Here is a 15,506-nt window from a genome sequence, read left to right on the forward strand (position 1 = left end):
GCACGAGCTCGCGGGGCGGGACGCGGGCGGGGGTGTGGACGGATCGCGTCGATCGGCGTCGGTGGAGGAGACGACCCGGGGCGCGACCGGCGCTAGCGTGTCTGACGAGGCGACCCGCGCCTCCTCGGCTGCCCGACGGAAGGACGACCGCGTGCGATCCGACGATCCCGACCGGGGCGAGCGCCTCGACGACACCGTGCTGTCCCGGCTCGACGACACGGTGCTCCGACGCACCGACCGTCGAGGGTCCGCGGCGGTCGGTGCCGAGACGCGGGCGCCGGCGCCACGCCGCCTGTCGGGCGTCGTGATCGGGGACAGCGTCTTCCGGCTGGACGGACCCGTGATCGTGGGCCGCCGCCCCACGGCTCCCCGGGTGGTGCGCGGAGCCGCACCCCGGCTGGTGTCCGTCCCGTCTCCGACGCACGAGGTGTCGGGCAGTCACGTGGAGTTCCGGCAGGACGGCGACGTGGTGGTGGTCACCGATCTGCGGTCGACCAACGGCACGACCGTGAGGTCGCCGGCGCGGCTTCCGGTGAGACTTCGGCAAGGCGAGTCGACCGTGGCGGTTCCAGGCACGATAGTTGACCTAGGCGACGGGAACTCCCTCGAGATCGTCGCCCCTCTCAGATCAACCGCTCAGGAAGAACCCCACACGTGACAGAGCTCGGCCGCCCGACGACCGCCCACACCGTGACCGTCGGCGACGACTCGGTCGTCCTCGACTGGGCCGGTGCGACCGACGTGGGGCGCAGGCGGGCCCACAACGAAGACAGTCTTCTCGCGGAGTCGCCGTTCTTCGTCGTCGCGGACGGCATGGGCGGGCACAGCGCCGGCGACGTGGCGAGCGACGCCGTCGTGCGCCGCATGCTCGAGGTGTCCGAGGGCGCGACGGCCTCGACCGACGACGTCGAGGAGGCGCTGCGCCGTGCGACGGCGGACATCGCTGTCGCGGCGGAGGAGACCGAGCTCGGCGTCGGGACGACCGCGACGGGCGCCGTGCTGACGCACGGCGACGAGGGCTTCGAGTTCACCGTCTTCAACGTCGGCGACTCGCGCGTGTACCTCCTGCACGAGGGACGGCTCCACCAGGTCACCGTCGACCACTCCGTGGTCCAGGAGATGGTGAACGCCGGTCTGCTCAAGGCGGAGGACGCCGAGGGCCACCCCGACAGCAACGTCATCACCCGCGCCGTCGGGTTCGACACCGACCAGGAGCCGGACTACTGGCGGGTGCCCGCCCGACCCGGCCTGCGCCTCCTCGCCTGCTCGGACGGGTTGACGAAGGAGCTGTCCGGTCAGCGCATCGAGGAGATCCTGGTCGACGTGAGCGATTCGCTCGCGGCGGCCGGCGCACTCGTCGATGCCGCCGTCGAGGCCGGTGGGCGCGACAACGTCACAGCGGTGGTCATCGACGTCCGTGCCGCGAGCGAGGCCGTCGGCGCGACCGACGAGTGACCCGGGTCGCGGTCCACCGCGTCGAGGTTCATCGATCCCTCCCCAGAAGTGGGGGAGGGCGCGGCACCCCACGGAGTCGCCGCTCGTGGCGAGAGGCCCGGTGGCGACACCTACAATCGATCGCGCCGACCCGACGTCGGCCCACCTGACCGAACGACCGACCTTCGAGGAGGCCGACGTGGCGCGACGACTGCCGTCCCAGCCCCCTGTGCTGCCCGGTTTCACGCCGGTGCGGGTGCTCGGCTCGGGCGGCTTCGCCGACGTGTTCCTGTACGAGCAGAACATGCCGCGTCGTCAGGTCGCGGTGAAGGTCATGCTCAGCGAGGTCGTCGACGACCGCGTGCGTCAGATGTTCCAGGCCGAGGCCAACCTCATGGCGCAGCTCAGCGCGCATCCGTCGATCCTCACCGTCCACCAGGCGAGCGTGTCCGCCGACGGTCGGCCCTATCTCGTGATGGAGCTCTGCTCCTCCTCGCTCAGCGATCGCTACCGAAAAGACCGCATCCCGGTGGCGGACGTCCTCCGCATCGGCGTCAAGATCGGCAGCGCCGTCGAGACCGCGCATCGACAGGGTGTGCTGCATCGCGACCTCAAACCGTCCAACATCCTGACCACCGCCTACGGGCATCCCGTCCTGTCCGACTTCGGCATCGCCGCGTCGCTCGGCGAGAGCGAGCCGAACGACGTCGTCGGCATGTCCATCCCCTGGTCGGCACCCGAGGTCCTCCTGGACGAGACGGGCGGCACCATCGAGTCCGAGGTCTGGTCGCTCGGGGCGACCGTCTACTCGCTCCTGGCCGGACGCAGCCCCTTCGAGATCCTCGGCGGGGAGAAGAACACCGCGTCCGATCTGATCGCGCGGATCGACAAGGCCCGCCTCGCGCCCACCGGTCGGACGGACGTGCCGGCGAGCCTCGAGCGCGTCCTCGCGACGGCGATGTCGAGACGCCCCCAGCAGAGGCCGTCGAGCGTGCTCGAGCTGATCCGGGAGCTGCAGCGGATCGAGAGCGAGATCGGCGTCGCGCAGACCCCGATCGAGGTCGCCGTCGACGACTGGGCGCTCGCGACCGTGGCGGACCTCGAAGGCCGGACGCGCCTCCGGGGGGCCGCCCCGGCGGTGTCGGCGAGTCGTCGCCGCCGACGACGGCGCGTGACCGAGGCTCAGGCCCGGGCTGTCCACGGTGGCGACACGGTCGGGGACCGCGCCGTCTCCCGAGGGGTCGCGACGAGGACGGGCCGCGAGGGGCGCAGCAGGACGAGGGGCGCGATGGTGGGGCTGCTGGTGGCCGTCGCGGTCGGCGTCATCGCTCTGGGGGCGGCCGCCACGCTGGTGCTGGTGCGATCCGACCCGGACAGCATCCCGCGGGTGGTCGACGTCGAGGCGGAACGGGACGGCGAGACCGTGACCTTCCGCTGGGACGATCCGGGCCTGCGGGCCGGCGACCTGTACGTCATCGAGACCGACACCGCCGGGAGGGCCGACACCAGCCAGCAGGCGGGCGCGAGCTTCATCGTCGGCGACGCGGCCGACCGTTCCGAGGTCTGCGTGACGGTGAGCGTCAATCGCGCCGGCCGCACGGGCCAGCCGAGCGCGGAGACGTGCGCGTCGGGGGAGGGCGGATGAGTCGTCTCGGCGCCTGGATGCGATCGCATCGATCGGCGGTGGCCACGGGTGTCAGCGGGCTCGTCATCGTGGGACTCGTTGCGGGCGTGGCCCTCGTCGGGCCGGGGTACGAGCAGCAGCGCCTCGACCTGGACGACGGCACCGTCTGGGTGGCGAACGGCTCGCGGACGGCGATCGGCCGCGCCAACCCCGACGTGGGGGAGCTGAACTCCGCCGTCCGGAGTCAGGGTTCGGATCTCTCGGTCGTGCAGACTCCGACCGCCGTCGTGCTCGTCGACCGCACGAGCGCGACGGCGGGGATCGTGGACCCCGCGACCGCCACGGCGGATGTCAGCGTGCCGCTGCCGCCCGAGAGCCCCGAGGTGCTGCTCGTCGGCGATCGCGCCGTCGTCCTGTCGGGGGGCACGGGCGAGGTCTGGTCGACGCCGGCGGCCGAGCTCGACTCGTTCACGAGCGACGCCGCCGCCGACTTGAGCCTCGGGGGCGACCTGGTGGCCGGCACCTCACCCGAGGGAGGGATCGTCGTGTTCTCGGCCGAGAGCGGGATGGTCTCTCTGGTCGACTCCGGCCAGGGGCTCGACGTGACGTCGACGCAGGCCGTCGAGACGACCGGCGAGGGGCCTTACCAGGTGGCGGCCGCCGGCTCTCACTGGGCGCTGCTCGACACGGTGTCGGGCGAGCTGACCGTCGACGGACGCACGGTGGAGGTGCCGGGCGGCGGAGATGGAGTCTCCGCCCTGCAGACCGGCGGCGCCGCCGACGATGCGTTCGTCGTCGCCACGCCGAGCGGTCTCTCGTCCGTGCCGTTCGCCGCCGACCGCGTCGACGAGCTCGTCTCGGGTCGAGACGGGACGCCGGCACGACCGGTGGTCGTCGACGGATGTCTCCGGGCAGCCTGGTCGGACGGGACGGAGTGGAGCGACTGCTCGTCGTCACGCGGCGGTCTCACCGCACTCGAGGGGGTGCCCTCCGACGCGGGTCTCGTCTACGACGTGAACGGACGCCGGGTCGTCTTGAACGATCCGGTCACCGGTCGCAGCTGGGCGGTGCAGTCGGGCGGCCGACTCATCGACAACTGGGACGACCTGCTCGAACGCGACGAGATGCGACAGGACGACGAGGACGACGTCGGCGACGACACGCTCGAGCTCGACCCCGACCAGAAGGCGCCGGTCGCCGCCGACGACGACTTCGGAGCCCGCGCCGGTCGCGCCACGAGCCTCCCCGTGCTGCTCGACGACTACGACCCGAACGGCGATCCGCTGTCGATCGACACGGTCGAGGGCCTCGACGACGCGGCCGGACGGGTCGACATCGTCGACGACAGGCAGCATCTGCTCCTCACCCTCGACGACGCCGCGAGCGGCGTGCTCGTCTTCGACTACACGATCTCGGACGGGAGGGGCGGACGGGACACGGCGACGGTCACCGTGACGGTCCGGTCGCCCGACGAGAACGGTCCGCCCGAACAGCGTCGATCGTCGGAGGCGGTGGTCGCGTCGTCGGGTCGGGTCACCACGCCGGTGCTGGGCGACTGGGTGGACCCCGACGGCGATGCCTTCTATCTGACGTCCGCCTCGGGCGAGGGCGGTGTCTCGTCCGCACCGGACGGCGACGTCGTCTACCAGGACAGCGGCGCCGGGGCGACGACCACGGACGTCGCGCTCACGGTGTCCGACGGGCGCGCCGAGGCCAACGGCGTGCTGCGCATCACCGTCGCGGCGGCGGGGGACACCCCGCTGACGACCGACTCCTTCTCGGTCCAGGCCTACGCGGGTCGGCAGACGACGATCAGGCCCCTGGCCTACGCCGAGGGAGGCACGGGCCCGGTCTCGCTGAACAGCGTCCCGGCACAGGAGGGCGCGGAGATCGCTCCGAGCTACGACGCGGGGACGCTGCTCTTCACGAGCGACGAGGTCCGGACCCACAACCTGGAGTACACGGTCACCGACGGCGACCAGACCGCGAGCGGGACCATCCGCGTGGAGGTGCTCTCGCCGCCCGACGTCAACAGCGCACCCGTGACGACGCCCAAGACGGTGTTCGTCGAGACGCTCAGCAGCGAGACCGTCGATGCGGCCGGGACCGATCGTGATCCCGCCGGGAACGTCCTCCTCGTGACCTCGGTCTCGCAGGCGCCCGAGTCGACCGGGCTCCGAGTCGAGACGATCGACCAGCGTTACGTCCGGGTGACGCTGACCAGACCCCTCGACGACGGTCCCGTCGAGCTGTCGTACACCGTGACGAACGGGCTCGCCTCCGCGGTGGGGAGCATCACCGTCGTGGAGATCCCCCGCCGCTCGCAGACCCAGCCGCCGGTCGCCACCGACGATCAGGCGACTGTCCGTGCGGGAGACGTCATCGACATCGACGTCCTCGCGAACGACGAGCAGCCGAACGGCGACGAGGTCTCGCTCGGGCACGACCTCCGTCGCCCGGTGCCGGAGGGTGGCGGTCTGCTGTTCGCCTCGGGTGACCGACTGCGCTACCTGGCCCCCGAGACGCCGGGCATCGTGTCGGCCGTCTACACGGCGGTCGGCGAGGACGGCCAGACCGCCGACGCCCAGGTCACCATCACGGTCCGGGAGTCCGATGCGGCGACCAACGCGCCGCCCGTGCCGGAGACCGTCACCGCACGCGTCGTCGCGGGCGAGACGGTCCGCATCACCGTCCCGCTCGACGGCATCGACGCCGACGGAGACAGCGTGCAGCTCGTCGGGATCGGCAGCAACCCCGACAAGGGGGCCGTGTCGATGTCCGGTCCCGATCGTCTCGACTACGAGGCGGGCCCGTACGCGGCGGGCACCGACACGTTCGAGTACTCGGTGGTGGACGGCCTCGGGGCGCGAGCCACCGGCGTGGTGCGCGTCGGAGTGTCGGCCAGGGCGGACGGCTCCCGGGCCCCCGTCGCCGTGGAGGACGACGTCACGATGCGACCGGGCGGTTCGATCACCGTCCGGGTGCTCGACAACGACTCCGACCCCGACGGCGGAGATCTCTCGGTCACGGGCGTCGAGTCGAGTGATGAGACGGTCGATGCCGTGGTGGTCGACGACGAGCTCGTCACGGTCACGCCGCCGTCGACGCCCGGCAGCTACGGCGTGGTGTACGAGGTCGAGAACGCGCGCGGGGGGTCGAGCTCGAGCTTCGTCACCGTGACCGTCGATCCCGACGCTCCGCCGAACCCCCCGCTCGCCGACGACACCGTGCTCGACCTGCGCGACATCCGCGGTCGGGTGTCGGTCGACGTCGACGTCCTCGCGAACGTCTTCTCCGCCGACGTCCCGACCTCCCGGCTGGGACTCGGCGTCGAGACCGGCTACGACGGGACGGCCGAGGTGACGGAGGCCAGGCGCCTCCGGATCACGGTGACCGACGCGAGTCAGATCGTCCCGTTCTGGGTGTCGCACCCGGCCGACCCCGACGTCCGGTCGCTCGCCTTCGTGCGTGTCCCCGGCTTCGACGACGCGCTGCCTCAGCTCGACCGCTCCGCCCCGTCGCTCTCCGTCGTGAGCGAGAGCACCCTCCGCATCGATCTCGAGGACTACGTCATCGCGGCCGGAGACCGGGGCGTCCGGCTGACCGATGCGGGGTCCGTCCGGGCGACCCACGCGAACGGCGACGACCTCGTGGTCGACGACACGACCCTGAGCTTCACCTCGGCCGATCTGTTCTTCGGGGTCGCCTCCGTCTCCTTCGAGGTCACGGACGGCCGCGCGGCCGACGACCCCGAGGGTCGGACGGCGACCCTCGTGCTGCCCATCACGGTCACGCCGCGCGACAACCAGCCGCCGGTGTTCACCGGGACGTCCCTCGACCTCGAACCGGGGGAGTCGCGTTCGATCGACCTCTCGAGGGTGACGACCTACCCGTACCCCGACGACGTCGGCGAGCTCCGGTACGAGCTGGGACGGGCGTCCGGGCCGGGGTTCTCCTTCGATCTCACGGGACGCGAGCTGACGGTCACCGCCGCCGCGTCGACGGTCGAGGGCACCACGCGCACCCTGCCCGTATCGGTCTCCGACTCCGCGGCCGTCGGGCGAGGAGGCGCGGTGCGGCTGTCCGTCGTCGGCTCGACCCGGCCGCTGGTCGCCCCGGCCGCCGACTCGGTCGTGGTGGCTCGTGGCGGGGCCGCCACGGTCGACGTGCTCGCGAACGACGAGAGCCGGAACCCCTTCCCTGGGCAGCCCCTGCGCGTCGGCGGGATCCGCGGTCTGGGCGGCGCCTCGCTGCCGGCCGGCGTCGCCGTGACGCCGAGCGACGACGGGCGGACGTTGGCGGTGCGCGTCGCCGCGACGGCCTCGCCGATCGACGCCAACATCCAGTACCAGGTGGTGGACGCGACCGGTGATCCCTCGCGTGCCGTCTGGGGCAATGTCACGGTCTCCGTCCAGGACGTCCCCGACACCCCGGTGGCACCCGTCCGTGTCGGGGACTCCTCGGGCGGCCGGCTGACGCTCTCGTACGCTGCGCCGGCGTCGAACAACTCCCCTCTGACCGGCTTCCGTCTCACGGGCGTCGGATCGGCCGGCTCGGTCTACACGAGGGACTGCGGCGTGTCGACGGTCTGCACCCTCACCGACCTCGATCCCGAGCAGACCTTCCGGTTCTCCGTCGTCGCCGCCAACGCCGTGGGCGCCTCGGAGCCCAGCGCCTCGAGCGACCCGTACCGTGCCGACTTCGTACCCGCGGCTCCCGGTGACGTGCAGGTGTCGCCGTCGACGACGGCGCCCGGGGTCCTCGACGTCCGATGGGCCGCCGTGCCGCGACCGGCCGGAGGGACCGCCGTGACGGGCTACACGGTCGAGATCACGGGCGACGGGGCGCCGGGCCCGCAGTCGACGACCTCGACGTCGGCGTCCATCCCCGGCCTCGTGCCGGGAGCCCGCTACGACGTACGGGTCTTCGCGACCAACAGGGCGCAGGTCGCCGACGCGTCCGACTGGTCGCGGAGCAGCGCGGTGCGGGCCGCCGCCGTCGGCGTCCCCGGCGCCTTCGCCGTCCGGGCCGGCGCCACGACGAACCAGGTGTCGATCTCCTGGACCGTGCCGGGCGCGGCCGGAGGGTCGGCTCCCCGCTTCGACGTCTACCGGTCGACGTCCGCGACGACGGTCACCGGGTGCTCGGCGACCGGCACCCGAGTGGCGCAGGGCCTCTCGTCGACCACCTACAGCGAGTCGCCCGACCGGGACGCCACCTACAGCTACACGGTCGTCGCGTCGAACGGGATCTTCTGCTCGAGCGCCGGCGCGACTGCGGAGAGCGTGACGCCGCCGGGTCGTGCCGAGGGATCGGTGGCCGTCGAGTACCGCGGCCCGGGGGGTCTGTTCAAGGCGCGCGTCCAGGGGCTGTCCGCACCGGGAGCCGTCGACTCCTACCGGTACCGGCTCGGTTCCGGCGAGTGGCGTCCCGTGCCCGCCGACGGCTTCATCACCGACGACAACGGGAACGGCGTGCCCCTCAGCGTCACCCTGCAGGCCTGCCGCACGGGTCAGACCCGCGACGAGTGCGGTCCCGCCTCGGCCGCGACGAGCGCGACCCCGGTCGACACGAGGGCCGTCGTGTCCTCCTGCACGGTCGGCGCGCCCCTGGGAGCGTCGGAGCCCCGCAACGTCGGCACGCCCGTGACGTCCGTCGTCGTGACGTTCGCCGGGCCGGGCTTCCCCGGGGGAGTCTCGAGCGACCCCGAGGGGATCGCCTACGGTTACAGCAGCGTGGTCCCGGACGGCGCGACCTCCGTGTCGGTCAAGGCGACCGTCGACGGTCACACCGACCCCGAGTCGGCGACCGCGCTCTGCGATCCCGCGCCCGGGCCCGCGTCGACCGACCCGACCGACCCCACCCCCTGACGAGAGAGCGAACGATCGCATGAGCATGACCCCCGAGCAGGCCGCCTGGTTCTCCGACGTCTTCGGTCGCCTGGTGGCCGGCGTCGACCAGGTGCTGCTCGGCAAGTCGTTCGTGGTCAGGCTGTCGTTCACGGCGATGCTGAGCGAGGGGCACCTCCTCCTCGAGGACTTCCCCGGAACGGGCAAGACGTCCCTCGCCCGCGCGATCGCGCAGAGCGTGCAGGGCACGAGCAGCCGGGTCCAGTTCACGCCCGATCTGCTGCCGGGTGACATCACCGGGGTCAGCGTCTACGACCAGGGGCGCAGGGAGTTCGAGTTCCATCGGGGTCCGATCTTCGCGAACGTGGTGCTGGCCGACGAGATCAACCGGGCGAGCCCGAAGACGCAGGCGGCCCTGCTCGAGGTCATGGAGGAGGGGCGGGTCACCGTCGACGGCGTCAGTCACGACGTCGGGCGCCCCTTCATGGTCATCGCGACGCAGAACCCCATCGAGCAGGCGGGAACGTACCGGCTCCCCGAAGCGCAGCTGGACCGCTTCGTCATGAAGACCTCCATCGGGTACCCGGATCACGCGGCGACGGTGCGGATCCTCGCGGGATCGGCGACCCGGGTCCACGAGGGGTCGATCCCACCCGTCGTCCGGGCCGACGTCGTCACCGAGATGGCGCTCCTGGCCCGCACCGTGCATGTCGAGCCGAGCATCAACGACTACGTCGCCCGGCTGGTCGAGGCGACCCGGGCGGCCGACGAGGTCCGGCTCGGGGTCAGCGTCCGCGGCGCACTCGCCCTGGTGCGCTGCGCCAAGACCTACGCGGCGTCCCAGGGGCGCCACTACGTCGTGCCGGACGACGTCAAGGCCCTCGCCGAACCCGTCCTCGCGCACCGCATCGTCCTCGACCCCGAGGCCGAGTTCGACGGCGTCACCCCGTCGAGCGTGATCGGCCAGCTGCTGCTCGAGACGCCCCCGCCGGCCGAGCGGAACACCGTGTGAGCGCGACCCCGACCCGAACGAGCCGTCGCGGGCGAGGCGACGCGGGCGTCGACCATCGACTCCCCGGGGCGACCGCCGGCGTCACCGAGGCGCGCACGCGCATCGTTGGCGGACGCGTCGGTCCCGGCGCCGGTGCCGTGCGCGCGGCGGCCGAGGCGGCCCAGGCCGTCCGCCGCGCCCTGTCGGGGGCCGGACGCGCCGTGTCGACGCTCGTGACCCCGCTCGGCTGGTCCGTGCTCTGCGTCGTCCCGCTCGGTCTCGTCGCCGGCTACGCCCTCGGGTGGACCGAACTGCTCGCCATCGCCGTGGCCGCCCTCGTCATGCTCGTCCTCGCGGCCCTCTCGCTCCTCGGCCGCACCGCCTTCGAGGTCGCGGTCGTGCTCCCCGACGACCGTGTGTCCGTGGGCCAGCCGCTGACGGGCGAGCTGCGGGTGGCGAACCCCACGCGGCGTCGCGTCGTCGGAGCGACCGTCGAGATCCCGGTGGCCGACGGACTCGTCGAGCTGCACCTCCCCGGGCTCCGCGCCGGCGGGTCCGTCCACGAGCCGTTCAGCGTCCCGACGTCGCGCCGCGGTCTCGTCCGGGTCGGTCCGGCGCGCACGGTGCGGGGCGACGCCGTCGGGCTCGTGCGTCGCGAGATCGAGTGGACCGACGCCGCCGAGGTCTTCGTGCACCCGACCACCGTCGGCATCCCGAGCACCAGCACGGGGTTCGTCCGCGACCTCGAGGGCAGCCCCACCCGCGATCTCGCGCCCGACGACCTCTCGTTCCACGCGATCCGCGAGTACCAGCCCGGCGACGAGCGTCGTCACATCCACTGGCGGTCGACGGCGAAGACCGGCACGTTCATGGTCCGCCAGTTCGAGCAGAGCCGCCGGTCGCACCTCGTCATCGCCTTGAGCCTCGCCCTCGACGACTTCGCCGACCCCGAGGAGTTCGAGCTCGCGGTCAGCGCCGCGGGGTCCCTCGGCGTCCGGGCCATCCGCGACGCGCGCGACCTCAGCGTCGTCGTCGGCGAGCGCACGCCAGACTCCGCCCGACGCCGCGCCGTCGCCGTGCGGACGCTCGACACGGTCACCCGGGGCCGGCTGCTCGACGGTCTCGCCGTCGTCGAGGCGTCCGAGTCGGCTCCGACGATCGCCGACGTCGCCCGGGCGGCGGGCGGTCAGGCGACCGGCGTCTCCGTCGCCTTCCTGGTCGTGGGGTCGACGACGACGCTCGCCGCACTGCGGTCCGCCGCCGTGCGGTTCCCGCTGGGCGTCGAGGTCGTGGCGATCGTCTGCGATGCGGAGGCGGTCCCGGGGGTGCGGCGGCTGACGGATCTCACGGTGCTGACGATCGGCTACCTCGACGACCTGCGGCAGTCCCTGGCCAGGGCGGCGGCCTCGTGAGCGTCGACCCGGCGGGCCGCGGACCGGCAGCCGGACGACGGGCGGGAGCAGCTCGGCGACGGCCCCGCGCCTCCTTCGTCGCCGCCGTCGCCGGGCTCCACGCCCTGTCGATGCTCGTCGCGACGTCCACTCTGTGGCCGGTGTACCAGAGCTCCGCATTCGTCGTGCTCGTCGTGGTGACCATCGCGGTCGGAACAGCCGTCGCGGTCGGCGGGGCCGTGCTGCGCGCGTCCAGCCTCCTCGTCCTGATCGCGACGGTCGTCGTCTTCCTGCTGCTCGGCGTGCCGCTGGCCGTGCCGTCCCAGACGGTCTGGGGCGTCGTCCCCACGGTGGCCGGTCTCGTCGACCTCGTCGGCGGCACGGCGCTGGGGTGGAAGCGGCTCGTGACGATCGGACTGCCGGTCGGCAGCTACGAGGCCCTCCTCGTCCCCGCCTTCGTGCTCGTCCTGCTCGCGACCGTGATCGGGCTGAGCGTCGCCCTCCGGTCGCGGCGGGGCGAGCTCGCCGTCGTCGCCCCGATCGTCGTCTATCTGGTCGGCATCGTGCTCGGACCGAGAGACGCCTGGCTTCCCCTCGGCACCGGGCTCGCCCTCCTGGCCTCGTGCGTGGGGTGGTCCCTGTGGTGGCGCCTCCACAGACGTCGGGTCGCTCTGGCAGCGCTCGCAGGAGGCGCGGAGGCGGTCCGCGCGTCGGGTCACCGGACAGTCGCTGCGCGCGCCGTCGCCGGCTCCATCGTCACGCTGCTCGTCGCCGGCGTGGTCGCCTCGGCGGTCGTCGTCGCCGCGCCGCCCTCGTCGCCCCGGACGGTCGCCCGGACGGTCGTCGACCCGCCCTTCGATCCGCGGAGTCTCGTCAGCCCCCTGACCCGTCTGCGGGTCTACGAGCAGCAGCCCGCCGTCGACCAGACCCTCCTGACCGTCCGCGGCCTCGGTGCCGGGCAGCTGCTCCGTCTCGCGACGCTCGACACCTACGACGGCGTCGCGTACACGGTCGGCAGCTCCGAGGTGTCGAGCGAGTCCGGATCGTTCGATCGGATCCCCTCGACGGTGGACCAGTCTGGTGTCGAAGGCCGGCGGGTCGAGCTCTCCGTCGAGGTCGGCTCGTACCGGGGGGTCTGGCTGCCGACGGTCGGTCGTCTCGAATCGATCGAGTTCGGCGGCGACGACGCCGCGACGCGGCCGACCGGACTCTTCTACAACGACGTCAGCGGGGCGGCCGTCGTCGACGGCGGACTCGACGCCGGAGACACCTACCGTCTCGACGCGGTGCTGCCGACGGGGCCGGACGTCGACCGGCTGGCCGATCTGACGCCCGGCTCGGCGAGCGTGCCGGAGCCCGTCGCAGTCCCGGACGAGCTGACCGACGCGCTCGCCGCCGACGTCCGAGGCGTCGACGGCCCGGGTGCCCGGCTCCAGGCCGCTCTGTCGGCACTCCGTGACGACGGATACATCTCGCACGGCGTCTCCGACGACGAGCCGCCGAGCCGTTCGGGTCACGGCTCCGAGCGTCTGGCGCAGCTCTTCACCGACCCGGTCATGATCGGCGACGCCGAGCAGTACTCGGCCGCGGCCGCTCTGATGGCCGGCGAGCTGGGGTTCCCCGCGCGCGTCGTGATGGGATTCGCGCCCGACGTCGGTGAGGCGACCGACGGCTCGGTGTCCGTGACAGGAGCCGATGTCACCGCGTGGATCGAGGTCGACACGCGGGAACACGGCTGGGTCGCGCTCGATCCCGTCCCCCTCGATCGCCCTATCCCCGACGAGCGGGTCCTCGATCCGAACCGACTGCAGCGCCCGGAGTCGGTGGTGCAGCCGCCCCTCCGGGAACCGCAGCTGCGCGACGAGCAGGCCCCGCCGCAATCCGACCAGGAGACGCCGGAGGCGCCACCGGCCTGGCTGGCTATCGTCCGGCTGGTCGTCCCCATCGTCGGCGTCGTCGCTCTCGTCCTGGGACTGCTCGCCTCGCCGTTCCTCGCGATCGTCGCGGCCAAAGCACGTCGGCGTCGTCTTCGTCGTCGGCATCCGGACCCCGCGGTCCGGATCGCCGGCGGGTGGCGTGAGTTCCACGACGCCGCTCTCGATCACGGAGTCGAGATCCCCGCCTCGGCCACCCGGAGCGAGGCGGCTGAGATCGTCGGGGGCTCGCGTCCGACCGTGCTCGCACGGGTCGCCGATCGTGCGACCTTCGCTCCGGCCGAACCGGCGGCGGAGGACGCCGATCGCGTCTGGGTCGCCGTCATCGAGATGAGGAGGGCCTTCGACGCCCGGGCGACGAGATGGCGGCGGGTGGTGGCAGCGGTCTCGTCTCGTTCACTCCGCGGATACCATGGCCGGAAACGTCCCGAACGCTAGCTAGAGGTCTCTTCCGCATGCAGTGCCCCACCTGTGCCAGTCCGTTGCCCGTCGGCGCGATGATCTGCGGCGAGTGCGGCCGTACGCTCTCCGGTGTCGACACCTCGGGTCCCGCCGGGCCTCCTGTCGCCGACCCGGCGGACTCCCGCCCTCCTGCCTGGCGGCTGCAGTCGCCTGCGCGTCCGGCCGCTACGGATCGTCCCTGGTGGGTCCACGACACGACGGCGGATGCCCTCGACGAGGCCCCGTCGGTCTCCGACGACCTCGCTCCCTCGGCGTCGGACCCGGTGCCGGTCTGGCGCGACGGCTCTCCGGAGGCGTCCGCCGACCGTGAGGCGGAGCATGCGGCGGCGAGTGCCGCAGCGGCCGCGGAGGACGCCGCCGCCGCGACAGCGTCGGAGGAGTCGCGACAGGCAGGCGGTCCGAGCGCCGTCGGCGGCGGTGCCGCTCCGGTGACGCCCCGGCCGGCGCCTCTTCGCGAGCCGTCGCCTCGTGGCGACGACGCCTCACGTCCGCCGACGGCCCCGCTCTGGACGGCGTCGTTGACCCCGGTGTCCTCTCGGACGGATGTCCCGGTCGTCGACGGAGGAGGCACCGGTGGCGCCGTGGCCTCGTCGCCTGGGGAGTCGTCCGACGCGGACTCCGCCACGAGCGACCCCGCGGACGCGCCGGAGATCGAAGCGACGGAGATCGGGGGAGCGGCGCCGGAGTCCGCCCCCGTGTCCGCCGATGCCGGCAGGAGCGGAACGACCGGCGACGTCGCGGACGTCGCGTCCGACGACGCCCCGTCCGAAGCCCATCCGACCGGCATGACCGCCGCTGACGCCGCGGACGACACCCCGGCCGCCGCCGACCCGGCTGACGACCGGTCCGTCGACGCCGGCTCGCCCGTCGCGAGCGCCCCCGGCCTCGGTTCCACCGGTGCGCATTCCACCGACGACCGCCCGGTGACGGACGACGTCGTCCCCAGGCCGGGGGACACCGTCCGTGTCGAGCCGATCGCCGATTCCACCCTCAGCCCGCGGGACTCCGGCGCCGCCCCCGTCCCCCTCGTGGAGCCGGGCACCGCTTCCGCTGCGGAGCGATGCACGGAATGCGGCGCCGAGATCCACGAGGACGACATCTTCTGCGGCGTCTGCGGCGCCGTGGTGGCCTCCGTCGCGTTGTCGTTCACGGGGCCGATCGTCCCGCTCTCGCGACGGAGCCCGCTCGACGGCGACGATCGCCCCGCCGAGGTCGTCGTCGCCCCTGAGATGCGGTCCGCCCTGGTCGACGGCCCGTCCCGGGCCGACCAGCCGGAGCAGCGGTCGGAGCCGCAGCAGCGGTTCGAGCCGGAGCAGCAGCAGTCCGAGCCGGAGACGGACCACGCGCGTCCGTCCACGCAGCATCTGCCGCCGGTACCCGAACCCGCCTGGGGTCCCCGACGGCCCGCCGCGCCGACAGCGGCCGACGACGAGGACGTCGACGAGACCCGCCTGGTCCGTCGCGGACCGACCGGATCGCCCTTCGTGCTGCAGTTCAGCACCGGCGAGAGCTTCACCGTCGACGGTTCGGGGCTCGTCGGGCGGGCTCCCACCCCGCAGCCCGGGGAGTCCTTCGATCAGCTCGTGCGCATCGTCGATCCGGGCCGGTCGGTCTCGAAGACGCACCTCGAATTCGGTCAGGACGACGGGCACCTCTGGCTCAGCGACCGCTGGTCGGGCAACGGCACCATCGTCCGTCCGCACGGCGAACCCGCCCGCAGGCTGGAGCCCGGCACCCGGGTGCGGGTGAGCCGGGGGAGTCGCGTCGACATCGGCGAGCAGTTCTTCGTCGTCGGCTGACCCCTCCCCGGCGCCGACCCCT

Annotated in this window: 8 protein-coding genes; all 8 read left to right on the forward strand. The window is 73.1% G+C overall.

Annotated features, from left to right (window positions below; translation table 11 throughout):
- Positions 1–151 precede the first annotated feature (151 nt).
- The 8 genes from SOM11_RS13150 (at position 152) to SOM11_RS13185 (ending at position 15,484) form a co-directional block, all read left to right on the forward strand.
- Complete coding sequence (locus tag SOM11_RS13150; RefSeq protein WP_320478310.1) at positions 152–658, forward strand: FHA domain-containing protein; 507 nt, start codon at positions 152–154, stop codon at positions 656–658.
- The gene (locus tag SOM11_RS13155) at positions 655–1,455 is read left to right on the forward strand and encodes a PP2C family protein-serine/threonine phosphatase (RefSeq protein ID WP_192058099.1); all 801 of its coding nucleotides are present in this window, start codon (positions 655–657) and stop codon (positions 1,453–1,455) included. The genes SOM11_RS13150 and SOM11_RS13155 overlap by 4 nt, the downstream gene beginning before the upstream one ends.
- Before the next feature lie 100 nt (positions 1,456–1,555).
- Positions 1,556–3,079, forward strand: a complete 1,524-nt coding sequence (locus SOM11_RS13160) for a serine/threonine-protein kinase (RefSeq protein ID WP_320478311.1) — start codon at positions 1,556–1,558, stop codon at positions 3,077–3,079.
- The gene (locus tag SOM11_RS13165; RefSeq protein WP_320478312.1) at positions 3,076–8,928 is read left to right on the forward strand and encodes an Ig-like domain-containing protein; all 5,853 of its coding nucleotides are present in this window, start codon (positions 3,076–3,078) and stop codon (positions 8,926–8,928) included. The genes SOM11_RS13160 and SOM11_RS13165 overlap by 4 nt, the downstream gene beginning before the upstream one ends.
- 19 nt (positions 8,929–8,947) lie before the next feature.
- Positions 8,948–9,919, forward strand: a complete 972-nt coding sequence (locus SOM11_RS13170; protein ID WP_192058093.1) for an AAA family ATPase — start codon at positions 8,948–8,950, stop codon at positions 9,917–9,919.
- A complete protein-coding gene (locus tag SOM11_RS13175; RefSeq protein ID WP_320478313.1) occupies positions 9,916–11,310 on the forward strand; it encodes a DUF58 domain-containing protein in 1,395 nt (464 codons plus the stop codon). Before SOM11_RS13170 ends, SOM11_RS13175 begins: the two co-directional genes overlap by 4 nt.
- The gene (locus SOM11_RS13180) at positions 11,307–13,661 is read left to right on the forward strand and encodes a DUF3488 and transglutaminase-like domain-containing protein (RefSeq protein ID WP_320478314.1); all 2,355 of its coding nucleotides are present in this window, start codon (positions 11,307–11,309) and stop codon (positions 13,659–13,661) included. The genes SOM11_RS13175 and SOM11_RS13180 overlap by 4 nt, the downstream gene beginning before the upstream one ends.
- Positions 13,662–13,720: 59 nt before the next feature.
- Positions 13,721–15,484 carry an FHA domain-containing protein gene (locus SOM11_RS13185; RefSeq protein ID WP_320478315.1) on the forward strand — a complete coding sequence of 588 codons (1,764 nt, stop codon included), beginning with the start codon at positions 13,721–13,723 and terminating at the stop codon, positions 15,482–15,484.
- Positions 15,485–15,506 lie beyond the last annotated feature (22 nt).

Source organism: Frigoribacterium sp. CFBP9029, assembly GCF_034045305.1.
Lineage (GTDB): Bacteria > Actinomycetota > Actinomycetes > Actinomycetales > Microbacteriaceae > Frigoribacterium.

Coding starts and splice junctions, on each gene's coding strand:
- SOM11_RS13170 (WP_192058093.1), top strand. CDS start 8,948: ATGAGCATGACCCCCGAGCAGGCCGCCTGGTTCTCCGACGTCTTCGGT.
- SOM11_RS13185 (WP_320478315.1), top strand. CDS start 13,721: ATGATCTGCGGCGAGTGCGGCCGTACGCTCTCCGGTGTCGACACCTCG.
- SOM11_RS13165 (WP_320478312.1), top strand. CDS start 3,076: ATGAGTCGTCTCGGCGCCTGGATGCGATCGCATCGATCGGCGGTGGCC.